Below are 25,164 nucleotides of genomic sequence, written 5' to 3'. Positions count from 1 at the left end.
GGCGGGCACCTCATGCTTGATCTAGACTTGGTCGGCAGCCGGGGTGGGCCGCTCGCGCATGGGGCCGATAAAATGATCTTCCGTCAGCTTTTCGATTCCGTTTCGGGCACTTATTCCTATCTCCTCGCCAGCCGCCGCGGCGGCGAGGCACTGATCATCGATCCGGTGCTGGAGAAGGTCGAACGCTACCTGCAACTGGTCAACGAGCTCGACCTCAGACTGGTCAAAGCGGTCGACACACATCTTCATGCCGACCACATCACCGGGCTCGGCGCGCTGCGCGACAGGACGCATTGCGTCACCGTGATGGGTGAGCAGACCAAGGCCGACGTTGTGTCGATGCGGCTTGCCGACGGCGACAAGCTTGCCATCGAGGGGCTGGCGCTGGACGTCGTCTATACGCCCGGCCACACCGACGATTCCTACAGCTTCGTCCTGCCGGACCGCGTCTTCACCGGCGACACGCTGCTCATTCGCGGCACCGGCCGCACCGACTTCCAGAACGGCGATCCGCGCCAGCAATACGAATCGATCTTCGGCCGACTGCTCAAGCTTCCCGACGAGACGCTGATCTTTCCGGCACACGACTACAAGGGCGAAACCGTGTCGACGATCGGCGAGGAAAAGGCCTTCAATCCGCGCCTGCAGGTGAAGTCGGTGGACGAATACGTGAACATCATGAACAACCTGAAGCTGTCCAATCCGAAGATGATGGATGTGGCCGTGCCGGCCAACATGCGGGTGGGGCTGCATCAGGACGACATCGCCAGCCGCGGCTGGGCAGTAACCGCCGAACAGGCGCTGGCGCTGGTCGGTCGGCCCGACGTGGCGCTGATCGATCTGCGCGAGCAATCCGAACGGGATCGCCACGGCGTCATCCCCGGCGCGATCCATCTGCCCTATGCGCGGCTGCAGGAGAATATCGCCGCCGGCGGCATGCTGCACGAGCTGGCGAAATCGACAGCCAAGCAGATCCTGTTCTATTGCGCCTTCGGCGAGCGCTCGGCGATGGCCGTGCAGGCGGCGCAGGACCGCGGGATATCGAGCGCCCGCCACATCGAGGGCGGCATCGATGCGTGGCGGAAGGCCAGCGGTCCGCTGATGCACTGAGACCTGTCGATATTCAGGTGATGCCGGCCTGCAAACGCGCGTTTCCTGGTGCTCGTGTACTTCAACTACGCTCCGCTCAGGTTCTCGGAACCCGCCATTCTCGGCTCGGCCTGACCTCAATCGCAACACGCCCTTGGATGTGCCAGAAAATCAATTCAATCCGATCAGCTTCGCGCCTCTGCGGAACAGGGCTTCGCCGTCCCGGTCGAAGCGGAAGGTGGCGATGAAATCGTCCGCCCGATAGTCGGGCCACGTGGTGCGGATCGCGGCGGCGAAGTTTCGTGCCTCGTCCTGGCGGCCGGCCAGCGCCAGGCAATGCGCGGCGATCGCCAGGATGATGACATGCGCGTTGGGCCTAGCCGCAGCTTTCAGCGCCCATTCGGCGGCTTCATCGTATTCGCCCAAGCGTGCATGGGCCATGGCCCGCGCGCCCATCATGCCGAACAGCAATGGGTCAAAGGGGCTGAGATGGCGCGAGTGATCGGAGGAGCCGATCGCAGATTGCGGATCGCCCGACTGCGAATGGACAAAGGACAGGGCATAGTGGCCGAGCGCGAAGTTCGGGCTGAGGTCGACGGCCTTCGCCAGCTCAAGCAGCGAGCCGTCCTGCTCGCCGCGCAGCCACAAGGCGCGGCCCATCGCCCAGTGCGCGGCCGGATTGCGGTCATCGACCAGGAGGCTGTGACCGGCAGTTGCAAAAGCCAGCGACGCCTCACGGTCGCGATCGCCCCAACGCTGAAAGGCATTCTGCCAATGCGTGAAGGAGAGGCCTGCATAGGCTCGGGCGAAGGTCGGGTCGAGCTTCAGGGCGTCATTGAAGAACTGCTGCGCCAGTTCGTTTTCCTGGCGGGTGAAGCGGTACATGTGCCAGAGCCCGCGATGATAGGCTTCCCACGCATTCAGCGAATTCGGCGCCTTAAGCATTGCCCGGTTTCGCTCGACGGTCGCGATCTCGGCGGCGATCGAAGAGACGATGCTGTTGCCGATGTCGTCTATCACCGTGAAGATCTCGTCCAGCCTGTGCTCGAAGGTCTCGGCCCACACAATCCTCGCGGTGCGGACCTCGACGAGCTCGACCGAGACGATCACCCTGCCCGAAAGGCTGCGGACCGAGCCTGTCGCCACATAGTCGACATTCAGCCGGCGCCCGGCGTCCTCCGGCGCGATGTCCTTCTCGGCCAGCGCGAAAACCGATCCGCGGGCAATGACGAAGAAATCGCGAAGCTTGGCGAGCCGCGTTATGATGTCGTGGGTCAAGCCATCGGCAAGCCCGCCACGGAAATTGACGGCGCTTTCCGCGAACGGCATCACCGCCAACGAGGCCCGGCGCACCGATGCGGGTTCGGATTCGACGGCAACGATCGGTGCTTGTGGGGCCGGAAGAGCTAGTCCGGATCGCGCGCATGGCGTTGCGCTGGAATGGCGTGCCTTGATCTCGTGCCATGCTTCCCGCAACGGAGCGACATCCAGCTCCTCGGAGCGGAAGAGTTCCGCCGCGGTTGCAATATGCTCCTCACCGGCGCCGATCTGTCCCCGCCGCGCAAGGTTTTCCAGCAGCGCCACATGGGCGCGGCCATCGAAGGGCGCGAGTTCCAGCCATCTGTCCAGATAGGCGCCCGCTTCATCGGCTCCCTGGGGGAGCAGGCCGATGATGTGCTCCAGAACGGCGATGTGGCACGAGCTGAAACGGCGGCGTTGCGCGGTCAGCCAACTGGTGAAATGCGGGCTCCGATCGAGCTCCAGCCCGTCAAGGAAATCGCCGGCGAAGAGCTGCGCAAGCGTCCGAAGACGCCCGAGGCTGAGCGTCTCGATCCCTTCGGCGACCGCTGCGGCGGCTTCGACGGCATCGACGTTCGTATCGGCAAGACGAAGCGCCACGGTGTCGCCCTCGGTCTCGACCCTCTGCCGGCCCGGTTGGTTAAGCGCGCCGCGAAGCTTGCTCAGGCACCAGCGAAGCTCGCCGCGAGGATCGTTCGGCACGTCCCACAGAAGCTCGCAAAGCCGGCTGCGGCTGACGGGATGTGGCGCGAGCGCCAGATAGGCCAGCAACGCGCGCAACTTGCGCGAAGAAGGCAATTTAACCGGCTCGCCGCCACGCGCGATCGTCAGTTGCCCAAGCAGTCGCAAGGACAGGGCGGCGGCAGTGTCGTTCGGGCTCGATCGGCTGGATTCCACGTATGTTCCCACGCTTTCTCCAACGCTCACCAGTTGGTCCATGTTCTATCACCAAAGACGACAGGAAGCATCCGGCAGCCCAATTCCATGCCGGAATGCCGCCGTTGCCGCATTCGCGGCAGGTCAAGCAACCTAACGCGGCAAGGTGTCGAAACCGCGCCGCCCAAGCCGCCGGTCTGTAACCGGCGCGTGAGATCGCGAGGAGAAAAGCCCATGTTGCAGAAGTTGAAAATCAGGACCACTGCCGGTCGCGGCCGGCTGTTCGACAGCATTCTCGACACCGTCGGCGACACGCCGGTCATCCGTATCAACAATCTCGGCCCCGGCCACGCGACCATCTATGTGAAGGCCGAGTTCTTCAATCCGGCGGCCTCGGTGAAGGATCGGCTGGCGCTCAACATCATCGAGGAAGGCGAGCGTAGCGGCAAGCTGAAGCCGGGCCAGACCGTCGTCGAGGCGACCAGCGGCAACACCGGTATCGGCCTTGCCATGGTCTGCGCGCAGAAGGGCTACCCGCTGGTGGTGACGATGGCCGACAGCTTCTCGATCGAGCGCCGCAAGCTGATGCGCATGCTTGGCGCCAAGGTGGTGCTGACGCCGCGCGCCCAGAAGGGTTTCGGGATGTACAAGAAGGCGGTGGAACTCGCCAACGCCAACGGCTGGTTCCTGGCGCGCCAGTTCGAGACGGAAGCCAATGCCGCCATCCACGAGGCGACCACGGCGCGCGAGATCATCAACGATTTCGCAGGGTCGCGCCTCGACGTGCTGGTCACCGGCTACGGCACCGGCGGGACCGTGGCCGGCGTCGGCCGGGTGCTGCGCCGCGAGCGGCCGGATGTCCGCATCGTGCTTGCCGAACCGGCGAACGCGCAGCTTATCGGCAGCGGCAAGCCGCAGGAGCGTGGCCAGGGCGGTGCGCCGTCCGCCAGCCATCCGGCCTTCGAGCCGCATCCGATCCAGGGCTGGACGCCGGACTTCATCCCCAACGTGCTGCAGGAGGCGATCGACAAGCGCTACTATGACGATGTGGTGCCGATCGCCGGCCCGGAGGGCATTAAATGGGCCAAGGCCCTGGCGCAGCAGGAAGGCATCTTCACCGGCATTTCAGGCGGCGCCACCTTCGCCGTCGCGCGCCAGATCGCGGGCACCGCTCCGGCTGGCTCGGTGATCTTGTGCATGCTGCCCGACACCGGCGAGCGCTACATGTCGACCCCGCTCTTCGACGGCATCGAGGCTGAGATGGATGTCGAGGAGACGGCACTGTCGCGCTCCACACCAGGCTGCCGGTTCGACGCCTGAGGACAAATCGCGGCGCTGCTGTCCACTCGGATGGCGGCGCCGCGCGACGATCCAGGAATGATGGCGGGGGAGCAGCGAATGGACACTTTGCAGGAAGCAGCGGTGATGGATGAGACGCTCGACCCGCCAGACTGGGCTGAGATGCAGGCCCTGTCGCATCGGATCGTCGAGGATGCCGTCGCTTATCTCAAGGATGTCCGGGACCGTCCGGTGTGGCGCCAAATGCCGGTCGAGGTTCGCGCCTTCTTCTCGGCGCCGCTGCCGCGCTCGCCGGCACCGATAGCCGACGTCTATGGCGATGTCGCCCGCAACGTCATGGCCTATCCGATGGGCAACATCCATCCGCGCTTCTGGTCCTGGTATATGGGCTCGAGCAATTTCACGGGCGCGCTGGGCGATTTCCTGGCGGCGATCCAGGGCTCGAACCTCGGCGGCGGCAATCACGCCGCCGGGCTGATGGACAGCCAGGTGGTCGACTGGTGCAAGGAGATGGTGGGCTTCCCGGCTTCGGCCAGCGGCACGCTTGTCAGCGGCGGCTCGATGGCCAACCTCATCGGTTTGACCGTGGCGCGCAATGCCAAAGCAGGCGTCGACGTGCGCGAAAGGGGTGTCGGGGCGATCCCAAAACCGTTGCGCTTCTACGCCTCGGACCAGGTCCATTCCTGCCACCGCAAGGCCATGGAAGCGCTCGGCCTCGGCAACCGGGCGCTGCGGCGGGTCTCGACCGACGCCGATCTGCGCATCGATGTCGATGCGCTCAAGACCGCCATCGCGGAAGACCGCGCGGCAGGTTTCAAGCCGGCTTGCATCATCGGCACCGCAGGAACCGTCAACACGGGCGCGATCGACGACTTGCGGGCGCTGGCCGTGTTGGCGGCAGAGGAAGACCTCTGGTTTCATGTCGATGGCTGCATCGGCGCCCTGATCGCCCTCGCGCCTGAAAACAGATCGCTCGTCGCCGGCATCGAACGCGCCCATTCCGTCGCGCTCGACCCGCACAAATGGCTGCACGCGCCCTTCGAAGCGGGCTGTGCGCTGGTTCGCGACGCCGTCGCCCACCGCAACGCCTTCGCCGTCACGCCGGAATATCTGGAATCGACGCCGCGTGGCCTCGCCTCAGGGCAATGGCTGCACGACTATGGCCTGCAGACATCGCGCGGTTTTCGCGCGCTCAAGATCTGGATGTCGCTCAAGGAGCATGGCATCGAGAAATTCGGGCGGCTGATCGACCAGAACATCGCCCAGGCCGGCTATCTGACCGAGCTGATCCGGGTCGAGGCGGCGCTTGAGCTGACGGCGCCGACCACCATCAACATCGTCTGCTTCCGCCATCGCCTGGACGGCGCCTCCGAGGAACAGCTCAAGTCGTTCAACACCGAAATCATGCTCAGGCTGCAGGAAGAAGGCATTGCAGCCGTGTCAGACACCACGGTGCACGGGCAGCACTGCCTGCGGGTCGCGATCACCAACCACCGCACCCGCCGCGACGACCTCGATCTCCTGCTGCGTGAGACGCTTCGCATCGGAGCGGAAATCAAGACCGCGGCGCTACCAGACTGACGAGAGAGCGCCAAGACATGTCATTCCGGGAGGCCGGCTAGCCGTAGCGCCTCGACATATTTGGCGAAATATTCTGGCCTGATCTGCCCTACCCGATGCTTGAGGTTGGAAAGCTTCAGTTGCGGGTCGAGCTCCAGCGAGCGCGCGATGTGCCTGCTCGCGGCATCCAGCCTGCCGGCCATGGCGTTGCTGGCGGCCGCCACACGCAGGCCGGTGAGATAATAGGGCTGCGCGCGCGACGCCGCCTCGGCGAGCGGCCAGGCGGCGTCGTAGCGGCCGGCCACGAAGTGAGCGAAGGCAGTGAAGGTCTGCATAAAGAAGGTCAGCGGATCGAGCGGGCTCAGCCGCCTTGCCCGCGACATGTGCTCGATTGCGATGTCCGGGTCGTCATGGCAGGCCTTGAGGCAGCCGCTGGCGCTCCAGGCGGCTGCGCAGTTCGGGTTGAGCACGAGCGCGCGGTCGGCCAGTGCCGATCCGGCCTCGTAATCGCCGGTGACATAACCCAGCGCCAGGCCGCTGAAAGCCAGCGCCACCGCATCGTCCTTGCCGGCGATAGCCACGTCGCCGACCAGCCTGGATACCTCGGCTGTTTCCTTCTGCCGGTCGATCATCCAGCCATTCGCCATGCGCCAGAAATAGCACCAGGCGGCAGCGCCTTCCGCGGCGGCAAAATCGGGGTCGAGCTGGATGGCCCTGTAGAACTGTGGCAACGCCTCCTCCAGCCCTTCTCTCGTCCAGCGGTAAAGGCTCGCCATGCCGCGCAGATAGTGGTCATAAGCGTCGAGGCTCTCGGTGGGCTTGCGCTTGGCGCGCGCCATCTCGGCCTGTTCGAGTCTGGGTGAAATTGCGCCGATGACACTGGAGGCAACGAGGTCCTGCAGTTCGAACACTTCCGAGACATCGCCTTCGAAGCGGTCGGCCCAGAGATTTACTCCCGCCGACGCCTCGATAAGCTGACCTGCCACCCGAAGCCGGCTGCCGGCCTTGCGGACACTGCCCTCCAGCACATAGCGCACCCCGAGCTCGCGTGCCACGCGGGTGACGTCAACCGCCTGGCCCTTGTAGGCGAAGGCAGAATTCCGCGCGATCACGAACAGCCAGCTGACATGCGACAGCGCCGTCGTGATCTCCTCGACAACGCCGTCAGTGAAATATTCCTGCTCGGCGTCGCCGCTCATGTTCTGGAACGGCAGGACCGCGATCGACGGCTTTTCCGGCACCGAAACGACAGAGCGAGGCGCCTTCGCTTCCAGGCGGGAAAGTTCGGCCTCGGGTTGGCCATAGTCGGCTATCGAACCCTTCAGCTCCATTGGCGCCTCGATGCGTTCGATCAGCGCCCGCGTCGCTTCCTCAGGCTCGACACCGAGCTCGCGCTTGAGCGCTTCCTTACAGGCCAGGAACTGGCGAAAGGCGTCGTTGGTGCGGCCGTGGCGGCGGAAGACGCGGATCAGGGCGCGGTGGGCCTGCTCGGCGCATGGGTCGGACGTCACTAGCCGCTCAGCCAGTCTTTCGCAGGCCTGCTCCTCGCGTTCACCGAGTTCCGGCAGGAGGCTCAGCCGTTCGGCCAGGTCCAACGCCTTGCGGGTGTAGTTCGCCCGAAGCGGCGCAAGCCATTCGTCGATTTCGCCGGGGGATGGCAGTCCGTCGAGCAGGTCACCCCGGTACAGGTCGGCAGCTGCCGCGAGGCTCGCGCCGTCATCGGCCTGGCAGTTCCGGTCGAAAATCCAGATGTCGGCCTCGTTGTCATTCGCCACCACCCAGATGGTGTCGGCATTGCCTTCGATGCGAATGGCCTCGTTGCCGGTGGACGGAAACAGCCGCCTGATGTCGACCAGGGCCTGGCGCAGGCTGTTTCGCGCCTGCTGCTCGCCGCTGCCGGTCCACAGCATCGCCGCCACCTTCTCGCGGCGAAGCCCTTTCGGGCCGGCCAGAACCAGCGCGGCAAAGAGCAGCGACGTCTTGCGCGTCGCGAAGTGCAGAGGTTGCCCGCCTGCGGAGACAACCTCGATGCCGCCAAGCAATCGAATGTACATCCGGGGCCCCGTGAAACAGCGTTAAGCAGAATACCATGTCCCGCCGCCGACTTAACGACGATTTTGCGGGCTTTTTCCTGCGGTTTCACGCCTGGACGAACGTTGCCAAAGCGCGCCGATGAGACACTGCCCTCGTGAGTTCGAACGAGGGAGAATGACAATGACCTACATCAATATCAGAACCTGCCAGCCGAGCACCCGAGTTGCCGGCACGCTCGCCGCCAAGATCGCGTTAATCTTCGCCGGGTTCCAGCGCCGGTATCAGGACGCCATGCAGCGCAGGGCTTTGGCCGGTCTGTCCATTTCGGAGCTGAAGGATTTCGGCTATCCGGCCGATGAAGCCCCCGCGGATGCTGCGGCGCGCAGCCGCACCGCCGGGCGCCGCCCGCTGCGGTGAATCCGTCGCTACTCCCGGAATTCAGGCCAGCGGCGCGCCCGGCAGATAAAGCGCAATCGGCCGGATCTCGTAGACGGCGGTGGGATTGACGCGCCTGAGATCGCGCGCCACCGCTATCGCCTCGTCCTGGTTGGCGCAATCCAGCACATAGAGGCCCAGCAACTGCTCCTTGGTCTCGGCAAAGGGGCCGTCGATCACCATGCCGTCGCCCGGACCGCGCAGCGTGACGGCTTTCGCCGTCTCGCCCAGCCTTGCCGCCGGGCCCAGCTTGCCGGCGCGGGTCAGCCTGTCGTTGATCTCGAGCAGGTCTTTCATGACGGCTGCATCCTCGTCGGGCGTCCAGGACTGGACGGTCTCTTCGACGTGATAGGCAAGGATTGCGTAGAACATGGTTCGGTTCCTCGTGCGGGGATCCGAAAATCAGAATCGATTTTTGCGTCGCTGACCTTCGGTTCGGTAAGGGTCATGCACCAAATTGAAGTGCTACAGCATCCCGCGTCCTGGAGGACGCACGGCGCTTTAGGGCGGGCTGCACTATCACAAGGATGGCGCGACTGATCCAGTCCTCTGGAGCAGCCGGGAAAGCGCTTGCTGACTCAAGCTGCCAGCGGCAGGCGCAGCTCCGTCAGCAGGCCGCCGCCGGGATGGTTGGAAAGGCTGATCTCGCCGCCGGCGCCGCGGGCGATGTTGCGGGCGATGGTCAGGCCGAGGCCGAGCCCGCCGGTCTCGCGGTTGCGCGACTGTTCGAGGCGCACGAAGGAACCGAACACCTGATCCAGCTTTGCCTGCGGAATGCCCGGCCCTTCATCGCGGATGCTGAGCGTGATTGTATCGCCAGAGCGCTGCACGCCGATATGCGCCTTCTTGCCATAGGTGACGGCGTTCTGGACTAGATTGGTGATGCAGCGGCGCAGCGCCACCGGCCGCGCGATGCAGACCAGGCCGCGCGACGGCGTGGCGTCCTCGTCGAACGAAGCGTCCTCGAACATGTCGGCGACCGCCTCCACCAGCGACCAGAAGTCGATCCGCTCGGCCTTTTCCTCGGTGACCTCGAATTTGGCGAAGTCGATCACCGAGCTTGCGATGCTCTCGATGTCGGCAAGGTCATGCGCCAGCGCTTCACGGGCCGGCGATTTGCGCAGCAGCTCGAGACGCAATCGCATCCTGGTCAGCGGCGTGCGCAGATCATGCGCCAGTGCCGCCGCCAGGTGCTCGCGGTCCTCGACATAGTCGCGCAGGCGCATCTGCATGGCGTTGACCGCCTTTGCCGCGGCGCGGATTTCGCGGCTGCCGGTTTCGGCGATGGGCGGGCTTTTGAGGTCCTTGCCGATGCGGTTCACCGCGGTCTCCATCATGCGATAGGGTGCGGTCAGCCGGCGCAGCGACCAGATCGACATCACGATGATCAGTCCCGCTATCAGCGAATAGAGCGGTAGGCTGTCCCAACTCAGGATCGGCCCAGCCGGCGTGATCGGCTCGGTGAAGTTCAGCCACTGGCCGTCGGAAAAGCGCAGCGACGCCGTCAGCTTGTCGCTCTGGGCGAAATCCGCGGCCAGCACCAGCAGATCGCGTTCGACCTGGCCGACATCCTTGTTCATCACCTGGCCGTCCGGGACATCGGCTTCCTGCGTTGCCGGATCGCGCCGCACACGCGCGTCGGTGATGCCGAACTTGGACAGGCGGCCGACCAGGATGTCCTCCAACTCGGCTAGCTGGTCATCGCCGGCGATCGAGGAAGTGACGGCGGGGGTGTCCGAAACGGTCAATGCGTAGGTGGCATTGAACAGACCGGAAGCGGTCGTCTTGCGTTCTTCAGGCGTGGCGTCATGCATAAGCTGCACCAGCGAATAGGCGCGGTCGTTCAGCCGATAGAGATCAACCACATCGTTGGCGGCGGCGCGGTCGCGCGCCACGATATAAAGCGTCGCGACCTGGCTGATCATCAGGCCGGCAATGACGATGAGCAGAACCCAGACAGGCAGGGTTTGCGGCAGCAAGCGTCTCATTCGGAGGTCGTTTCGGGCAGAAACTGATAGCCACCGCTGCGAACAGTCAAGATCAGTTTCGGCGTCTTGGGATCGTCCTCCATCTTGCGGCGCAGGCGGCTGACCAGGATGTCGACGCTGCGATCGAAGCTGTAACCGGTGTCGCCGCCGGACAACTCGATGAGCTGCTCGCGGGTGAGAACGCGTTGCGCGCTCTTGACGAAGGTCTGCAGCAGGTTGAACTCCCCCATCGTCAGTTCCACCCGCACGTCGTCGGGCGCCGTCAGCCGGCGGCGCGAGCAATCCATGGTCCAGCCGGCAAAGCGGTAGATCTGCTTGGCTGTGGGCCGCCGCGGCTCGGCCGTGCCGTTGCGTCTCAGCACCGCTCGAATGCGGGCGAGCAATTCGCGCGGATCGAAGGGTTTCGGCACATAGTCATCAGCCCCCATCTCGAGCCCGACGACGCGATCCGTCGTCTCGGTCACCGCGGTCAGCATGATGATCGGTGTCGTGTGATTGGCGCGGATCTCGCGGCACAGTTCCAGCCCGCTTTTACCGGGAAGCATCACATCGAGCACGATCAGGTCGATCTGCGCCCGGCGCAGGATCGACTCCATCTCGGTGCCGTCGGCGGCCACTGTCGTGCGCAGCCCCCGTTTCTGGAAAAACTCCTGAAGCAGGTCGCGTATGCCCTTGTCGTCATCGACGATCAGTATGTGCGAGTCGGATTTCACGAGAACCCCGCGATTTGTGTAGCCAAGCTGCCCTTCTGTGATCACCCACACGATAGAATTCGGGCCACATCTTGGCCAGTGGCGGCGACGTGGGACGGAATGGCTTCCCCAGAAACAATTCAGAAACAAAATTCTACACTCGGGAAAAACTCGTGAAAAATTTCAAGGGCATAACTGGTGCCGTGGCGGTCAGGTCATCGGCTGCGACGCAAGTTTCCGGAGTAACGGGCAAGACCGATGCAGAGGTTCTGGATCAGCGTGATGGGTGCTTTGCTTAGCATGTCGCTCATCACAGCCGCAGTCGGGGCCTCCAACGCAAAGGTAACGCCGCTGACCCGGACCGAGCGCTGCACCAATCTCAACCGTCAAGTTGACGAAGCCCTCGAAACCCATGCCGCGGCAACGCAGGTCACCGCGGCGAAGGCACTTCAAAGAAAGGGAAACCGGTTCTGCGCTGCCAAGAAACAGGCGCAGGGCATCCGGATGCTCGCAAACGCTTTGAAGCTGCTTGGAGTGACACCGATCGACCCGGTTCAGTGACGCTCAACTCCTCGACCCGCATGAAAAAGGAAATGAAGCCATGACAAAGTCCCTCCTCTCCGCCCTCGGCCTCGCTGTTGCTCTCGCTTTCTCGATGCCGGCTGTCAGCAACGCCGCCGCCACGACGACCGCCGCTCCGGCCGCCTCGACCACGACCACGGCTCCGGCCGCTGACGCTACGGCGAAGACCGCTCCGAAGAAGGTCGCCGCCAAGAAGGCCTGCAAGGTGACCAAGACCCACAAGTGCCCGGTCAAGAAGGCCCCGAAGAAGGACGCGAAGAAGTCCTAATCCAGGCTTCGATCCTGATCTTTCAAGACCGCTCCGGCCGAAACCGGCCGGGGCGGCTTCCAGCGGCCGAATCCTGACACCGGCAGCTTGCGCCGCGCCACTTCCTTAACCCGATCGCAATGCCGGTGCGGTAGGACAATCCGCATGAAGAAGCGGCTTTCGTCCATGATGCGCTCGCTGGCTCTCGGCGGCTTGGTTGCCACCGCGGCAGCAAGAGCGCTGATCATCTTGACAGCCAGCCCAGTGCCGGATCCCGCCAGCGGCAGGACCGAGCCGGAACTTTTCGCGCCGGCCATCTCATCGAGCTTCGACTACATCACGCCGGCACAGAGCTGGGTCCTGATCGTGCTGACGGGCGCGACGCTGATCGGCATCGCCGCCTGGATGATTGGCGCGTTCATGGAGCGCGGTTCCAACATGGACGACGGTGCGTCGCACGATCGGTCGGCAGGGGCATTGAAGCGCAAACAGCGCTATCCCACATAAGCCTTCATCGTCCCTCGATTCTCCGCTCTCCAGCGGACAAATGGACAAATGCTTCCCTGCCTGAGGAAGTGCAAGCCAGACCCAGTTTCCAACTGGTGAATTCCAATGCCTGAGACCGTCCTTAAACCGCGTACCAAGACGCAGCCGAAGACCGAGCGGCCGAAGCTCTACAAGGTCATCCTGGTCAATGACGACTTCACGCCGCGGGAGTTCGTGGTGACGGTGCTTAAAGGCGAGTTCAAGCTCAGCGAGGATCAGGCGCATCGCGTGATGATCACCGCGCATACGCGCGGCGTCTGCGTGGTCGCCGTCTTCACGCGCGACGTTGCCGAGACCAAGGCCGCGCGAGCAACCGACGCCAGTAAGGCCAAGGGCTATCCGCTGCTGTTCACGACCGAGCCGGAAGAGTAGGGCGGCTCTGCCTCGCCCGTGTCCTGGAGAGGGAAAGCGAGGCCGCCGGCCGAGCAGGGTGAGGGTGGGGGCAAGCGCCGTATTTGATTGTTGCGCGCCGCCCCTCATCCGCCCTTTCGGGCACCTTTCCCGGAAGGGGAGAAGGAAAAGGCTCTACCTTCCTTCTCGATACCACATCGAGCCGATGGCCAGGAGCAGCAAGCCGAGGCCGAGGAAGCCGCCGAACAGCGGCACGCGCGAGACGGCCTTCAGCGTGCTGTCGTCGGTGGTGCGCAGCCCGATCCAATCGTTCCCCGATGCCGCCCCCGAGGAGCGGACCGGTACGATCGAAGGCAATGCCACACCGCCGGCAAGATCGCCAAGCATGGAGGATGGCGCGAGCCGGCGCACGCTGCCGCCGGTCGCCTCGGCCGGCGCCTTCAGCCTGTCCTCGGTGGAAACGACATCGGCGAATTCAGGCGCATTGATCGGGCCGACATGGGCAAGCGCGGTGAGGTCGCCGTTGCCGACCTGATAGAGGCCGATCTCGCTGGTCTGCAGGCTGCCCGTGAAAATCCCTGGTTCGGCTTTTTCCAGCTTGACCGTCATCGTCTTGCCGGAAGGCGTGATCACCTGGGCGGGGCCGGGATCGTCGCTCATCGTTTGGCGGCGGATTTCCAGCACCATGCCGCGGCCGTCGGCGGTTAGCCGCTCTTCTTCAAGTTCAGGTTCCTTCATCAGCCAATGGGCGATGCGCCGATAAAGCTGGACATGCGGTCCGCCTCCTTCGAAGCCGCGCGCCCACAGCCAGCCCTGATCGGAAAGCAGCATGCCGACCCGGCCTTCGCCCTTGCGGTCGAGCACAAGCAGGGGGCGGTCGTCGGCTCCTTTCATCACCACCGCGCCCTCGGGGTTCTTGACGCCGATGGTGCGGAACCAGCGGCTCCAGCGCGGCGGATCGGCGGCGGAGCCGTCGAGCCCGCGCGTGACCGGGTGGCGCTGGCCGAGATCGGTCAGACGCGGGTAGAAGGCCTTATCGACGACCTCGCCGCTCGGCATCGCGGGCAGGGCCGACATCAGCGGCGTTCGGGCGATGGAGCTTTCGCCGGCATATTCGGGCCCGGCTGCAATCAGCAGCGCGCCACCCTTTTCGACATATTCGGAGATGTAGTCGTAATAGAGGATCGGCAGCACGTCGCGGTGCTGATAGCGGTCGAAGATGATCAGATCGAAGTCCTTGATCTTCTCCACGAACAGTTCGCGCGTCGGGAAGGCGATCAGCGACAGCTCGTTGATCGGCGTGCCGTCCTGCTTTTCCGGCGGTCGCAGAATGGTGAAGTGGACGAGGTCGACCGAAGCGTCGGATTTCAACAGGTTGCGCCAGGTGCGCTCGCCGGCATGCGGCTCGCCGGAGACCAGAAGCACTCGCAGATGATCGCGAATGCCGTCGACCAGCGCGATGGCGCGGTTGTTGGTGTCGGTCAGCTCGCCCGGCTCGTGGTCGATCGAAAGCTGGACGATGTTGCGGCCCGCGTTGGGAATGGTGACTTCAAGCTTCATCGGCTGACCGATGGTCGCATGCTCGACAGAGACCTGCTCGCCATTGACCGAGACCCGCACGTCGACCGGGCCGCCCTGGCCTTCCGTGGAAAGCACCCGATAGCTCATGTCGAGCGGCTTGCCGACGAGGCCAAAGCGCGGCGCGTTCTCGAAGCGGATGCGGCGGTCCTTCTCGTGCTCGTTGCCGGTGATCAGCGCATGGAGCGGCGCGTTGAATTCCGGAGCGCCGGCCGGCGCGTCATGCACCTCGCCATCGGTGATCATGATGGCGCCGCCGATGCGCGAGGGCGGCACATCGCGGAAAGCGCTTTCCAGCGCGCCGAACAGCCTGGTTTCCGTACGCTCATCGGCGGCCTCGGATTTGCCGGCTTCGACGACGCGGACGTCGAATTGCTTGAAGCGGCCGAGGCGCTGCTGAAGGCCCGTCAGCGCTTCGTCGGTTTGCTTGGTGCGGTCGCCGATGTCCTGGCTCTGGCTGCGATCGACGATGACCGCGACGACGCTCTTCAATGCCTCGCGTTCCTCATCGAGGAAAACGGGATTGAGCAGTGCCGCGCCCAGCGCCAGCAGGGCGATGAAGCGCAGGACAGAGCCGCGCTGACGGAACCACAGGCCGGCCAGCGCGAGCAGCGCGAGCGGCACGATGACGACCCAGAACAGCGGCCAGGAAACGAGCGGCTCGAAGGAGATCGACCAGTTCATGAACTACTGTCCCAGCCGTTCGAGCAGGACGGGCACATGCACCTGGTCGGATTTGTAGTTGCCGGTCAGCATGTACATCATGATGTTGACGCCGGCGCGCAGCGCGTAGACGCGTTGCATCGGATCCGGCGGCACGGTCGGCAGCATCGGATCGCCGTTCTCGTCGACCGCCCAGGCGCCGGCGAAATCATTGCCGGTGATCATGATCGGGGAGACGCCGTCGCCGGTGCGCACGGGACGGTTCTCGGTATTGCTGGCATCGAGCGAGGCTTCGACCCAGAGCGGACTGCCGTTGAAGCGGCCGGGAAACTCGGGAAGGATGAAGAAGGACTTCGTCAGCACATGGTCCGAGGGCACCGGCTCCAGCGGCGGCACGTTCAGATTGCCGAGAATATCGCGCAGCCGCTCGGTGGCCGAGCTTGCCGAGCCGGCGCCGATGCCGTTGGAGAACTGGTCGCGCGTGTCGAAGAGAACCGTGCCGCCCTGCTGCATATAGGCGTCGATGCGGGCGATCGCGGCTTCGCTGGGCATCGGCGCGGTGGCGTCGATCGGCCAGTAGATCAGCGGATAGAAGGTCAGTTCGTCCTTGGAGATGTCGACGCCCGCCGGCGGGCCGGGTTCCAGCGCGGTCTTCTCGATCAGGAAGCGAGTGAGGCCTTCGAGGCCGGCGCGGCTGATTGAATCGACGCCGGGCTCGCCGGTGATGACATAGGCGATCCGAGTTTTCGAAATGTCCTCGATGGCCTGGGAATCGCCCGGCTTCGAATCATCGGCGCGGGCAAAGTCGGCGTGGCCGAAGAGCCCGCCGAACACGATCAGCAGGGCAGCGGCGGTCGCCGCGGCGCGGCGCGGCCGGCGCGAGAACAGCCCACCCATCCAGAACACGGCAAGCGTGTCGAGCACCATCAGCAAGAGGGCCAATGTGACCAGCGGGCCTTTCAGGTTCTCCGATTCGTCGAAGGCGTAAGGGATGGCCGTCACCGGCAGCGAGACCTGTGGCCGAGCAAGCGGCGTCAATGTGCTCGAGGCGTTGAGCAGGTTATGCGCGAAAACGCCGGTTTCCGAACCGTAGACGCCGGGCGGGTTTTCCAGCGTCACTGGAAGCGGGCCGGCGGCGGGCACGAGCGGCCGCGCATCGGGTGTCGGCGGCACCAGCGCGCCGTCGGCGCCGATCATGCGATAGGGCGCCAGCGATGCTGCGGCCGCCTCGGCATTGGCGACCGCGGCGCCCTGGTTGCGCGACAATTGCACTATGCGTCTCAGCATCTCGACGAAGCTGCCGGAGATCGGCAGGTTCGACCAGGTCGCCTCCGGTGTCACGTGGAAGAGCACCAGCGTTCCCTTGTCCTTCTTCATGCCCGTGACCAGCGGCGTGCCGTCGGCAAGCGTCGCCCAGGTGCGCTCGACGATGTCGGGCGTCGGCTCGGCCAGCACCTGCCGGCTGACCGTCACCTCCGTCGGCGGCGCGAGGTCGGCGAACGGGCCGTTCTTCGGGAATTCGGTGACCGGTTGCGGCGTCGTCCACGAAAGCGCGCCGCCCAGCGCGCGCTCGCCGCTGCGCAGCCGGACCGGCAAGAGATCATCGTCGTTGCCGGCGGCAGCCAGCCTTGAACCGGCAAAACGCACCAGCGTGCCGCCATTGTTCACCCAGTCGACCAGCCGTTGCCGGACCTGCGCAGGGATGGTGCCGACATCGGCCATGATGATCATCGCCGGCTTCTGGTCGAGAAGCTGCGGAATGGCATCGGCCAGATCGGCGCTCGACGGCTCCACCAGATCGGCGAAAGGCTGCAGGGCGCGGCGAATGTAATAGAGCGGCGACAGCAGCGGCTGCGCCTGGTCTGCCTCAGCCTGCGAAAGCAGACCGACGCGGCGGCGCTTGGAGCTCTCGTCCAGCACGCGAACGGCGCCGGCCTGGTGCTCGCCATCGAGTGCTATCGAGGCGAAGTCGTTGCGCAATTCGAACGGCACCTTCATCGTTCCGGTGGCGGTGGTCTGACCCGGCGCGAAGGTCAGAGTCGCGTCGGCGATGCGGCGGCCCTTGTCGTCGAAGGCGCCCGCGGTGATCTGCGCCGGCGCCGGATCGCCCGGCGCGCGGATGGCGGTCAGCGTGAAGCCGTCGACCTGATTGTCGGCGCCGGTCAGGCCGGTGAGCGAGAGCCGGTCCGAGGTAGCCCAGACCAGCCTCGCGGCATTCCTTTCCAGGAGCGTCTTGAACGCTGCTTCGTCACCGGTGGCGGCAAGGCCATCGGCAAGCACGGCGACGCTGGCGCCGGGCAGGCGCTCCAAAGTGGCTGCGACGCGGGCATAGACGGCGGGGCGGTCGGTCGGGATCGGGCGCGGCTTTGCCGCGCGCAGGCGGTCGAGCGCGGCCGATGCATCGAAGGGGCCGATCTCGGCATTCGGCTTCTCGGCGGTAAAGGCGATGACGACCGGCACGCCGTTCGAGCCTGCATCGGCAATCAGCCGCTCGGCGGTGGCGACGCGCTTGCCCCAGTCGGCGGCGCTTGCCCAGTCATTGTCGATGACCAGCGCGAGCGCCGAGCCCTCGGCCGGCAGCTTTTCGCGCGGATTGAAGATCGGCTCGGCGAGCGCGGTGACGACAAGGGCGGCCATCAGCAGGCGAAGCAGCGTCAGCCACCAGGGGCTTTGATGCGGCGTCTCCTCGCGCCTCAGGACGCGGGCGAGGATCCTCAGCGGCGGAAAGACCTCAGTCCGCGGCCTGGGTGGCGTCAGCCTCAGCAGGTACCAGATCACCGGCAGGGCCAGCAGCCCCCACAGCACCATCGGCGCGCCGAAGGAAAGCGGCAGCCAACTCATGCGACCGCCTTTCCGGCATCACCGCCCGCGGTCAGCCCTGCATGACCGCCACCGGCGGTCAGCCCGGCATGACCGCCACCGGCGGTCAGCCCGGCATGACCGCCACCGGCGGTCAGCCCGGCATGACCCGAGGTCAGACCCGGACGGCTGCTGTCGGCGGTCATCGCCATGTGGACGCGCACGAGCGCCTCGGAGGCGAGGCGGTCGGTATGATTGACGGTAAAGCTCCAGCCGAGGCGCTTGCACCAGCCGGCCAGTTCCTGGCGGCGAGCGATATAGAGCAGGCGGTATTCGTCTTTAAGCGTTTCGGCGCGGCCGGCGGTCAGCTTGTCGCCGGTCTCGGGATCGGTGAATTCGGTGCGGCCGGCATAGGGGAAGGTCTCCTCGGCCGGGTCGGCGACCTCGATCAGATGCGCGCGCACGCCGTGACGGGCGAGCACGTCGAGCCAGGCCATGGTCTCCTCGACCGGATCGAGAAAGTCGCTGACGATGACGATGTCGCAGAAGCGGCGGATGGTGGAGAGATCGGGCTTCGCCGCCAGGTTGCCGGCATGGCTGAGCTGGGCCGCAATGCGTTCGGCGCCGTTGCGGGCGGTGAACGGGTCGGTGAGGCCCGGCCAGGCGATGCGCTCGCCGCTGCGCGACAGGAGCTCGGCCAACGCAAGCGCCAGCACCAGCGCGCGCGATTCCTTGGAAACGCCGGCTCCCGAGGATTTGTAGAGCATCGACGGGGAGGGGTCCGACCAGAGCCAGACGGTATGGGCCGCCTCCCACTCGCGGTCGCGCACATAGGTGTGGTCGTCGCGGGCCGAGCGGCGCCAGTCGATGCGCGAGGCATCGCCTTCGACATAGGGGCGGAACTGCCAGAAATTCTCGCCGATGCCGCGCTTGCGGCGGCCATGCCAGCCGGCGATCACCGTGTTGACGATGCGGCGCGCCTCGACCAGCAGATCCGGCACCAGAGAGGCCCGCAACCGGCCACGGGCGAGCGCGTCGCGCGTCGCAACCGGTGCCTGGACCTCGCCTATTCGACCCATCAGATGCCTTTTGCCAGTTTCGCCACCACGTCGCGCACGGATGTGCCTTCCGCGCGGGCGGCGAAGGTCAGCGCCATGCGATGCTGCAGCACCGGTTCGGCGAGGGCACGGATGTCGTCGACCGACGGCGCCAGCCTGCCATCATATAGGGCGCGTGCTCGGGCGCACAGGGTCAGCGCCTGGCTGGCGCGCGGACCAGGACCCCAGGCGACATGCTTGTCGGTGTCGGCAATCCCCTGACCGGGACGAGCCGAGCGCACCAGCTTGAGGATCGCTTCGACGACGCTTTCAGGCACCGGCATGCGGCGGATCAGCGTCTGAATTTCCTTCAGCCTGGCTGGCTGCAGCACATTGTCGGCCTTGGCCTCCTCGACGCCGGTGGTTTCGAGCAGGATGCGGCGTTCGGCCTCGATCTCCGGATAGAGGATGTCGACCTGCATCAGGAAACGATCGAGCTGCGCTTCCGGCAGCGGATAGGTGCCTTCCTGCTCCAGCGGGTTCTGCGTCGCCAGCACGTGGAAGGGCGAGGGCAGGTCGTGGCGAACGCCGGCAATGGTGACGTGATATTCCTGCATTGCCTGCAGCAGCGCCGACTGGGTGCGCGGCGAGGCACGGTTGATCTCGTCGGCCATCAAAAGCTGCGAAAAGATAGGCCCGCGGAGGAAGCGGAAGGATCGTTTGCCAAGCTCATCCTGCTCCATGACTTCGGAGCCGAGGATGTCGGACGGCATCAGGTCGGGCGTGAACTGGATGCGGCGGGAATCGAGGCCGAGCACGATGCCCAGTGTCTCGACCAGCTTGGTCTTGGCGAGGCCCGGCACGCCGACGAGGAGCGCATGCCCGCCGGCAAGCAGCGCAACCAGCGTGCGCTCGACAACGGCTTCCTGGCCGAAGATCACGCGGCCTACGGCGTCGCGGACCTTGGAGATGTCGGACAGCGCCTTCTCGGCCTGCTCGATCATCGCCTTGTCGCTCAACGGGCTTTCCTTGATCATCACGCTCATGCCGTTCGATCCTTGTGGTTGGAAATACCGGCTTGCATTCTCGATTCGCAGAATGCCGCGATTCGGCCTCGCCCGGCGCCTGCGATTGAACTTAAATCACAGGCTTGGGCTGACAAGGCTGACAATCCGGACAACAGTGACTATTTCGTGACCATGACGCATCGCACAGAATCCAGTGAAAAGGGCCTGACCAGCGCCACCGAGGCGCGCGGGCTGGAGGCGCTGATCTCGCGAGCGGCGCGCGCCGGCAAGGGGCCCGCTCCGGTGGAGCGCTGGAATCCGGACTTCTGCGGCGACCTCGATATGGAGATCAGGGCCGACGGCACCTGGTTCTACCTCGGCACGCCGATCGGGCGCATGCCGCTGGTGCAGCTCTTTTCCAGCGTGTTGCGCAAGGACGCCGACGGCAAGACCTATCTGGTGACGCCGGTGGAGCGCGTCCGCATCCGCGTCGCCGATGCGCCCTTCATCGCCGTCGAGATGAACGTGTCCGGGACCGGCGACGGCCAGATCATCACGTTCCGCACCAATGTCGGGGACGTGGTCACCGCCGGGCCCGGCCATCCGCTGCGCTTCGTCGACGAGGACGCCACCGGCGGGCTCAAGCCCTATGTGCTGGTGCGCGGGCGGCTGGAAGCCTTGGTGGCGCGGCCGGTGATGTACGAATTGGTCGAGCATGGAGAGGTGATCGACGTCTGCGGCAGGGCAATGTTCGCCGTCCGCTCCGGCGGCGAAGTTTATCCGATCATGTCGGCCGACAAGCTCGAGCGGCTAAGCGCGTGATGGACCAGGTGGCGCCGGTGCCGTTCTCGATCGCGGATTTTCGCGCCCGCGCAGCGGCCCAGGCCGAGGTCCAATCCGGCGACGAGTTCGGCGACCACCGCTTCAATCCAGGGCATCCCAGGCTGAAGCATGTAAAACCGCTGCGCGACGCCGCGGTGCTGATCCCGGTCGTCGATCACGCCGACGGCGCCACGGTGCTGCTCACCAAGCGGGCGGAGAAGCTGCGCAGCCATTCCGGCCAGGTCGCCTTTCCCGGCGGCACCATCGATCCGACCGATCCCACCCCTGAGGCCACAGCGCTGCGGGAGACATTCGAGGAGATCGGCCTCGACCGCGATCACATCGAAATTGTCGGCCGCATGCCCGATTATGTCTCCGGCAGCGGCTACCGCATCGTGCCGGTGCTTTCGGTGGTGCGGCCGGGCTTTTCGCTGATGCTCAACGCCGACGAGGTCGACGCCGCCTTCGAGGTGCCGCTGCGCTTCCTGATGGACCCTGTCAACCACGCGCGCGACAGCCGCATGTGGAACGACCTCGAATGGTTCTTCTACGAGATGCCCTATGGCGGCCAGCGGATCTGGGGCGTCACCGCCGGCATCATCCGCACACTCTATGAAAGGCTCTATGCGTGAGCGCTGAGGTGTCTCTCTCGGGCAGGGCCGATTGGCTGGGCGAAAAGCATCTGCAGAAGCTGCTTGCCGCGCTGAAGGAGGGCGGCGAGGAGGCGCGGGTGGCCGGTGGAGCGGTCCGTAATGCGCTGATCGGCCAGCCGGTGGCCGACATTGACATTGCCACCACGACGGTGCCCGAGGACACGATCCGCCGCGCCCAGGCAGCCGGCTTCAAGACCGTGCCGACAGGGATCGAGCACGGCACGGTCACGGCAATCGCCGGCGGCAAGGCCTATGAGGTCACGACGCTCCGGGCCGACATCGAGACCGACGGTCGGCGGGCGAAAGTCATCTTCGGGCGCGACTGGAAGGCCGACGCCGCGCGGCGCGACTTCACCATCAATGCGCTTTATGCCGAAGCCGACGGCACCATCGTCGACCTTGTCGGCGGCGTCGCCGATATAGAGGTGCGGCGGCTGCGCTTCATCGGCGATCCGGAAGCGCGCATCCGCGAGGATTATCTGCGTATCCTGCGCTTCTTCCGCTTCTTCGCCTGGTATGGCGACGGCCGGCCGGACGCCGAGGGCTTGAAGGCCTGCGCCAGGCTGAAGGACGGGCTCGGCAGGCTGTCAGCCGAACGCGTGTGGTCCGAACTGAAGAAGCTGCTTTCGGCGCCCGACCCATCGCGTGCCCTGCTGTGGATGCGCCAGGCCGGTGTCCTCACCGCCGTGCTGCCGGAGAGCGAGAAATGGGGCATCGACGCCATCCACGGGCTGGTCAGGACCGAAAAGGATCTCGGCTGGGATGCCGATCCGCTGCTCAGGCTGGAGGCCGTCGTTCCGCCGGATGCCGCGCGCATGAAGACGCTTGCCGAAAGGCTGAGATTTTCGACCGACGAGGGGGAGCGCCTGCGACACTGGGCACTGACGGTTCCGACTGAACCCAAGACGACCGAGACGGAATTGTCGAAAAAGCTCTATTTCGGCGACCGCGAAGGCTTCGTCGATCGGCTGCGGCTCGCGCTCGCCGCCGCGCGGACACGGGCCATCGAGGACGATCAGGCGATGATGGAAGCCGGCGGTTTCTCGCGCCTGCTCGGCTTCGCCTTGAAATGGCAAAAGCCGAGCTTTCCGATCAAGGGGGCCGACCTGACCGAACTCGGCGCCGCGCCCGGCCCGAAGCTTGGCGCCACGCTGAAGAATCTCGAAAGGGAATGGGTGGATTCAGCATTCGCCATGGATCGCGGCGCGCTGCTCAAACGCGCCGCGCAGGCACTCGAGGCTTAGATCAGTCCTACATCGTGGCGCCGCTCAGCGTATCGCCACCGGGGCCAGGGCGCGCGAAAGGCTTGCCTCGCCCTTGCCGTAGACTGAGGGGTTGTAGTTGACCAGCGTGTCGGTGCGAGCCGTGTTGAGCAGGTCGTTGGTGATCTGAACCGGGGTCGCCTTGGTGAATTTGCTGCCGATGATTGCGGCATATCCGGAGATGATAGGCGCTGCGAACGATGTGCCGTAAAGGCCGGTCTTGTCGCCTTCGACGCCGACCACCAGGAAATGGCTCTGCACGGTCGGGTCGGAGCCGGCGTAATTGGAATACCAGGCAAGCTGAGCCTTGTTTGACGCCGTGCCGTTTGTGGACAGCGCGCCAACAAAGATCGCCGTCGGTTTGCCGATCAGAGCGAGATCGAGATAATCCTGCTGTCCGCTGGTGACGCCGCCGACCGCAACCGAATCGTTGCCAGCCGCTTTCGAGACGATGGCCGATCCCTTGCTGGCGTAGGAGATGATCGATTGCTCCTCCGGGGCCCAGCGGATCTGGTTCACGCTGTAACCCGCGTTCGCGTACATGCCGTAGCTGAGGTTGAGAACGTTGCGGCCACTTGCCAGCGGGACGGCCGAACCCGTCGAGAAGTCCTTGGAGCGGATGGTCGCCGCAGGAGCGATCATGCTTGCTTCCTCGCGCGTCCACTCTCCGTGCCGCTGATATTGCGTGCCGATGCCAAAATTGCCGGAGAAGCGCGATGAACTGCTGAAGTCGTCGACGATGGTGATGGTGACGCCCTTGCCCTTATAGCCAGCCGCCCACGCGGCGCCGACATCGGGACTCATCCAGCTCTGCACCGCTTGTGTCGTTCGCGCAACCGGTATCTTTGCGCTTACGCATATGGACCCGCCGCCGTGGCACAGCGCGGCCGACTGGTCCGCGTCGAGAGCTTCCTGCGCCGACGCCAGGCATGCCGGCAGAATGGTCAGTGCCGCGGCAATGCCGAGCTTCCAGAAATTACCAGACATGGTCTTACTCCCGGTCAAAGCAGGAACGAGGACGGACGATCGCGAAGTTCGGGAGCAGGAAGGTTTCTCATGCGCGGCATCCCGGCGATCAGAAAGTAACACGGTAGTTGAGCCACAGGCGCAGCCTTTCGGGCGTAGCGTTAACCAGATATTTCAGCGTGTCCTCAGGCGCCGTTTCCCCGGCCGCAAGCCGGCAGTTGACGCTGTAGGTGCCCAGATCCCCGTAGTCGGCCACGCATGGCTTTTCGCTCAGGTTGCCGCCGAAGGTCGAGGTAACCGAAAGGGAGAGAGTGCTGTTGAGGCTCGGATGGGTCTGGGTGAGAAAACCGAGCTTGAGGCTCGGCGCGATGCGGTACTTCTCGGCTTGTTCCCCGGTTCCCACTCCCCACAGAAAGCCGCTGTCTTCGGTAAGTTGCGTGATGAAGTCGACGTGCATGTCGACCCAATCGCTGTGGTACCAACGATTGAATGAGACCCAGCTCCCGTCCTGCAGCTCATAGCCGCCATTGCCGAGAGCTCTGGCGCGGTCGCTGAGCCATGACCCCTGGTGGATGTTCACGAGCGACGTGGTCATTTCCTGGGCCATCGACGGCGAGGCGCCAACGACTAGGCACAGCAACAGTGCGGCTGCGCCGAAACCATCTCGTTTGTTGGATCTTTCGCGCATGCGCGAAGCACCTCGCCCCACCGGATCCAGACGCGCCTTGTGGCGGACGGCTCCTCGGGCAGCCGCGGTCGCCGGATCATGCGCGACGATCGCATGGAGACCGTTACCGCGGGGTTATCCAAGCCGGTACGAATATAAGTTTTTGCTTGAATTCGGCGAAGCCAGGCCGTTGCCAGCGATCAGACGCAAACAAAGCGAGATGCGCCGGATGCTGCATCCAACTCGCCGGCTTTGCCAATGGTCGTCCGAAAACGGTGACCCGATGCCTCAGGCCGCGTCGCGGACCTTTTGGATGCGCGAGCGGATCGCCTCGATCATGGTCTCGCGGATGGTGGTTTCGCCATGGGTTTCACGCATGTGCTCGACGGCGCGGCGCATGACCTCGGCTTCCTCCTCGGCGCGCGTGTGCCAATCGCAGCCCGGGACGAGTGTCCCGCATTGGAACTCCTTCATGGTTTTTCCTTTCCTAGGTCCGGAGCCCTGATTCCGCTCCTTGTTGTCATGCAATTCCGCATGGAAAGCCGCATCGCATTTTCCTGAAATTGCCCCGGTGGAAAACCATAACACATGTCGCCGGCTTCGGTTGCATTGGAGCCGGTGGCGAATTGTTTTTTCACGGTCTCCGCGCGAAATCAAAGGCGGAGCATTGCTGCTCCGCCCGTTGCCACCTGGTTTCCGTGAAACGATGAAC

Annotated in this window: 23 protein-coding genes; 11 read left to right on the top strand and 12 right to left on the bottom strand. The window is 64.9% G+C overall.

Translation table 11 applies throughout. The features are described from left to right. The first annotated feature begins 72 nt into the window (after positions 1–72). The gene (locus CK222_RS21180; protein ID WP_095801690.1) at positions 73–1,110 is read left to right on the top strand and encodes an MBL fold metallo-hydrolase; all 1,038 of its coding nucleotides are present in this window, start codon (positions 73–75) and stop codon (positions 1,108–1,110) included. Between the two features lie 150 nt (positions 1,111–1,260). On the opposite strand, the gene CK222_RS21175 is transcribed toward CK222_RS21180, so the two are convergent. Continuing rightward, positions 1,261–3,327 carry a BTAD domain-containing putative transcriptional regulator gene (locus CK222_RS21175; protein ID WP_095801689.1) on the bottom strand — a complete coding sequence of 689 codons (2,067 nt, stop codon included), beginning with the start codon at positions 3,325–3,327 and terminating at the stop codon, positions 1,261–1,263. Between the two features lie 171 nt (positions 3,328–3,498). On the opposite strand from CK222_RS21175, the gene CK222_RS21170 reads away from it, so the two are divergent. Both CK222_RS21170 and CK222_RS21165 read left to right on the top strand, forming a co-directional pair. Then, positions 3,499–4,584, top strand: coding sequence for a pyridoxal-phosphate dependent enzyme (locus CK222_RS21170; RefSeq protein ID WP_095801688.1), 1,086 nt, complete (start codon positions 3,499–3,501; stop codon positions 4,582–4,584). 78 nt (positions 4,585–4,662) lie between these two features. Beyond that, entirely contained in the window at positions 4,663–6,144 is a 1,482-nt protein-coding gene (locus CK222_RS21165) for an aspartate aminotransferase family protein (RefSeq protein WP_095801836.1), read from the top strand. A gap of 20 nt (positions 6,145–6,164) precedes the next feature. On the opposite strand, the gene CK222_RS21160 is transcribed toward CK222_RS21165, so the two are convergent. Beyond that, positions 6,165–8,177, bottom strand: a complete 2,013-nt coding sequence (locus tag CK222_RS21160; RefSeq protein ID WP_095801687.1) for a BTAD domain-containing putative transcriptional regulator — start codon at positions 8,175–8,177, stop codon at positions 6,165–6,167. A 160-nt stretch (positions 8,178–8,337) separates the two neighbouring features. Here CK222_RS21160 and CK222_RS21155 point away from each other — a divergent pair, with 160 nt between their 5' ends. Next, a complete protein-coding gene (locus CK222_RS21155) occupies positions 8,338–8,574 on the top strand; it encodes a hypothetical protein (protein ID WP_040996927.1) in 237 nt (78 codons plus the stop codon). A gap of 21 nt (positions 8,575–8,595) precedes the next feature. Here the strand turns inward: CK222_RS21155 and CK222_RS21150 are convergent, their stop codons facing one another. From CK222_RS21150 to CK222_RS21140, 3 genes are all read right to left on the bottom strand, one after another. Further along, complete coding sequence (locus CK222_RS21150) at positions 8,596–8,964, bottom strand: YciI family protein (RefSeq protein ID WP_066994274.1); 369 nt, start codon at positions 8,962–8,964, stop codon at positions 8,596–8,598. Between the two features lie 206 nt (positions 8,965–9,170). Then, the gene (locus CK222_RS21145; RefSeq protein ID WP_095781266.1) at positions 9,171–10,580 is read right to left on the bottom strand and encodes an ATP-binding protein; all 1,410 of its coding nucleotides are present in this window, start codon (positions 10,578–10,580) and stop codon (positions 9,171–9,173) included. Then, complete coding sequence (locus tag CK222_RS21140; protein WP_095801835.1) at positions 10,577–11,293, bottom strand: response regulator transcription factor; 717 nt, start codon at positions 11,291–11,293, stop codon at positions 10,577–10,579. The genes CK222_RS21145 and CK222_RS21140 overlap by 4 nt, the downstream gene beginning before the upstream one ends. Before the next feature lie 237 nt (positions 11,294–11,530). On the opposite strand from CK222_RS21140, the gene CK222_RS21135 reads away from it, so the two are divergent. From CK222_RS21135 to clpS, 4 genes are all read left to right on the top strand, one after another. Continuing rightward, a complete protein-coding gene (locus tag CK222_RS21135; RefSeq protein WP_066994286.1) occupies positions 11,531–11,833 on the top strand; it encodes a hypothetical protein in 303 nt (100 codons plus the stop codon). A gap of 40 nt (positions 11,834–11,873) precedes the next feature. Beyond that, positions 11,874–12,122 carry a hypothetical protein gene (locus CK222_RS21130; RefSeq protein WP_066994288.1) on the top strand — a complete coding sequence of 83 codons (249 nt, stop codon included), beginning with the start codon at positions 11,874–11,876 and terminating at the stop codon, positions 12,120–12,122. A 144-nt stretch (positions 12,123–12,266) separates the two neighbouring features. Next, complete coding sequence (locus tag CK222_RS21125; RefSeq protein WP_245433116.1) at positions 12,267–12,608, top strand: hypothetical protein; 342 nt, start codon at positions 12,267–12,269, stop codon at positions 12,606–12,608. Between the two features lie 105 nt (positions 12,609–12,713). Next, positions 12,714–13,019 carry an ATP-dependent Clp protease adapter ClpS gene (gene clpS / locus CK222_RS21120; protein WP_095801686.1) on the top strand — a complete coding sequence of 102 codons (306 nt, stop codon included), beginning with the start codon at positions 12,714–12,716 and terminating at the stop codon, positions 13,017–13,019. Positions 13,020–13,172: 153 nt separating this feature from the next. Here clpS and CK222_RS21115 read toward each other — a convergent pair whose 3' ends face one another. From CK222_RS21115 to CK222_RS21100, 4 genes are read right to left on the bottom strand one after another with little or no spacing between them, the layout of a single operon-like run. Next, positions 13,173–15,260 (bottom strand): hypothetical protein, encoded by a 2,088-nt coding sequence (locus tag CK222_RS21115; protein WP_095801685.1) that lies wholly within the window; start codon positions 15,258–15,260, stop codon positions 13,173–13,175. 3 nt (positions 15,261–15,263) lie between these two features. After that, positions 15,264–18,080 carry a DUF4159 domain-containing protein gene (locus CK222_RS21110; RefSeq protein WP_095801684.1) on the bottom strand — a complete coding sequence of 939 codons (2,817 nt, stop codon included), beginning with the start codon at positions 18,078–18,080 and terminating at the stop codon, positions 15,264–15,266. Beyond that, on the bottom strand, positions 18,077–19,117 hold the full coding sequence (locus CK222_RS21105) for a DUF58 domain-containing protein (protein WP_095801683.1): 1,041 nt from the start codon (positions 19,115–19,117) through the stop codon (positions 18,077–18,079). Before CK222_RS21105 ends, CK222_RS21110 begins: the two co-directional genes overlap by 4 nt. Next, positions 19,117–20,121: a MoxR family ATPase gene (locus CK222_RS21100; RefSeq protein WP_095801682.1), complete on the bottom strand. Its 1,005-nt coding sequence runs from the start codon at positions 20,119–20,121 to the stop codon at positions 19,117–19,119. Before CK222_RS21100 ends, CK222_RS21105 begins: the two co-directional genes overlap by 1 nt. 153 nt (positions 20,122–20,274) lie before the next feature. Here CK222_RS21100 and CK222_RS21095 point away from each other — a divergent pair, with 153 nt between their 5' ends. Genes CK222_RS21095 through CK222_RS21085 form a run of 3 tightly spaced genes read left to right on the top strand, consistent with a single transcriptional unit; the run spans position 20,275 to position 22,801 of the window. After that, positions 20,275–20,904 carry a DUF1285 domain-containing protein gene (locus CK222_RS21095; protein ID WP_067327121.1) on the top strand — a complete coding sequence of 210 codons (630 nt, stop codon included), beginning with the start codon at positions 20,275–20,277 and terminating at the stop codon, positions 20,902–20,904. Continuing rightward, on the top strand, positions 20,904–21,536 hold the full coding sequence (locus CK222_RS21090) for a CoA pyrophosphatase (RefSeq protein WP_095801681.1): 633 nt from the start codon (positions 20,904–20,906) through the stop codon (positions 21,534–21,536). The genes CK222_RS21095 and CK222_RS21090 overlap by 1 nt, the downstream gene beginning before the upstream one ends. Continuing rightward, positions 21,533–22,801, top strand: a complete 1,269-nt coding sequence (locus tag CK222_RS21085) for a CCA tRNA nucleotidyltransferase (protein ID WP_095801680.1) — start codon at positions 21,533–21,535, stop codon at positions 22,799–22,801. Before CK222_RS21090 ends, CK222_RS21085 begins: the two co-directional genes overlap by 4 nt. 24 nt (positions 22,802–22,825) lie before the next feature. Here CK222_RS21085 and CK222_RS21080 read toward each other — a convergent pair whose 3' ends face one another. The 3 genes from CK222_RS21080 to CK222_RS21070 form a co-directional block, all read right to left on the bottom strand. Beyond that, complete coding sequence (locus CK222_RS21080) at positions 22,826–23,806, bottom strand: S8/S53 family peptidase (RefSeq protein WP_095801679.1); 981 nt, start codon at positions 23,804–23,806, stop codon at positions 22,826–22,828. A gap of 88 nt (positions 23,807–23,894) precedes the next feature. Further along, positions 23,895–24,473, bottom strand: a complete 579-nt coding sequence (locus CK222_RS21075) for a hypothetical protein (RefSeq protein ID WP_066994307.1) — start codon at positions 24,471–24,473, stop codon at positions 23,895–23,897. Between the two features lie 267 nt (positions 24,474–24,740). After that, positions 24,741–24,926 carry a DUF1059 domain-containing protein gene (locus tag CK222_RS21070; RefSeq protein ID WP_066994310.1) on the bottom strand — a complete coding sequence of 62 codons (186 nt, stop codon included), beginning with the start codon at positions 24,924–24,926 and terminating at the stop codon, positions 24,741–24,743. Positions 24,927–25,164: the final 238 nt, after the last annotated feature.

Origin of the sequence: Mesorhizobium sp. WSM3866, from assembly GCF_002294795.1 — a bacterium.
In the GTDB taxonomy this organism is placed as follows: Bacteria; Pseudomonadota; Alphaproteobacteria; order Rhizobiales; family Rhizobiaceae; genus Mesorhizobium.
This window is presented reverse-complemented; position numbering and strand designations above follow the sequence as displayed.

Excerpts from the sequence above, each read along its gene's own strand:
- CK222_RS21180 (WP_095801690.1), top strand. The coding sequence starts at position 73 with ATGATCTTCCGTCAGCTTTTCGATTCCGTTTCGGGCACTTATTCCTAT.
- CK222_RS21175 (WP_095801689.1), bottom strand. The coding sequence starts at position 3,327 with ATGGACCAACTGGTGAGCGTTGGAGAAAGCGTGGGAACATACGTGGAA.
- CK222_RS21170 (WP_095801688.1), top strand. The coding sequence starts at position 3,499 with ATGTTGCAGAAGTTGAAAATCAGGACCACTGCCGGTCGCGGCCGGCTG.
- CK222_RS21165 (WP_095801836.1), top strand. The coding sequence starts at position 4,663 with ATGGACACTTTGCAGGAAGCAGCGGTGATGGATGAGACGCTCGACCCG.
- CK222_RS21160 (WP_095801687.1), bottom strand. The coding sequence starts at position 8,177 with ATGTACATTCGATTGCTTGGCGGCATCGAGGTTGTCTCCGCAGGCGGG.
- CK222_RS21155 (WP_040996927.1), top strand. The coding sequence starts at position 8,338 with ATGACCTACATCAATATCAGAACCTGCCAGCCGAGCACCCGAGTTGCC.
- CK222_RS21150 (WP_066994274.1), bottom strand. The coding sequence starts at position 8,964 with ATGTTCTACGCAATCCTTGCCTATCACGTCGAAGAGACCGTCCAGTCC.
- CK222_RS21145 (WP_095781266.1), bottom strand. The coding sequence starts at position 10,580 with ATGAGACGCTTGCTGCCGCAAACCCTGCCTGTCTGGGTTCTGCTCATC.
- CK222_RS21135 (WP_066994286.1), top strand. The coding sequence starts at position 11,531 with ATGCAGAGGTTCTGGATCAGCGTGATGGGTGCTTTGCTTAGCATGTCG.
- CK222_RS21130 (WP_066994288.1), top strand. The coding sequence starts at position 11,874 with ATGACAAAGTCCCTCCTCTCCGCCCTCGGCCTCGCTGTTGCTCTCGCT.
- CK222_RS21125 (WP_245433116.1), top strand. The coding sequence starts at position 12,267 with ATGAAGAAGCGGCTTTCGTCCATGATGCGCTCGCTGGCTCTCGGCGGC.
- clpS (WP_095801686.1), top strand. The coding sequence starts at position 12,714 with ATGCCTGAGACCGTCCTTAAACCGCGTACCAAGACGCAGCCGAAGACC.
- CK222_RS21115 (WP_095801685.1), bottom strand. The coding sequence starts at position 15,260 with ATGAACTGGTCGATCTCCTTCGAGCCGCTCGTTTCCTGGCCGCTGTTC.
- CK222_RS21110 (WP_095801684.1), bottom strand. The coding sequence starts at position 18,080 with ATGAGTTGGCTGCCGCTTTCCTTCGGCGCGCCGATGGTGCTGTGGGGG.
- CK222_RS21105 (WP_095801683.1), bottom strand. The coding sequence starts at position 19,117 with ATGGGTCGAATAGGCGAGGTCCAGGCACCGGTTGCGACGCGCGACGCG.
- CK222_RS21100 (WP_095801682.1), bottom strand. The coding sequence starts at position 20,121 with ATGAGCGTGATGATCAAGGAAAGCCCGTTGAGCGACAAGGCGATGATC.
- CK222_RS21095 (WP_067327121.1), top strand. The coding sequence starts at position 20,275 with ATGACGCATCGCACAGAATCCAGTGAAAAGGGCCTGACCAGCGCCACC.
- CK222_RS21090 (WP_095801681.1), top strand. The coding sequence starts at position 20,904 with ATGGACCAGGTGGCGCCGGTGCCGTTCTCGATCGCGGATTTTCGCGCC.
- CK222_RS21080 (WP_095801679.1), bottom strand. The coding sequence starts at position 23,806 with ATGTCTGGTAATTTCTGGAAGCTCGGCATTGCCGCGGCACTGACCATT.
- CK222_RS21075 (WP_066994307.1), bottom strand. The coding sequence starts at position 24,473 with ATGCGCGAAAGATCCAACAAACGAGATGGTTTCGGCGCAGCCGCACTG.
- CK222_RS21070 (WP_066994310.1), bottom strand. The coding sequence starts at position 24,926 with ATGAAGGAGTTCCAATGCGGGACACTCGTCCCGGGCTGCGATTGGCAC.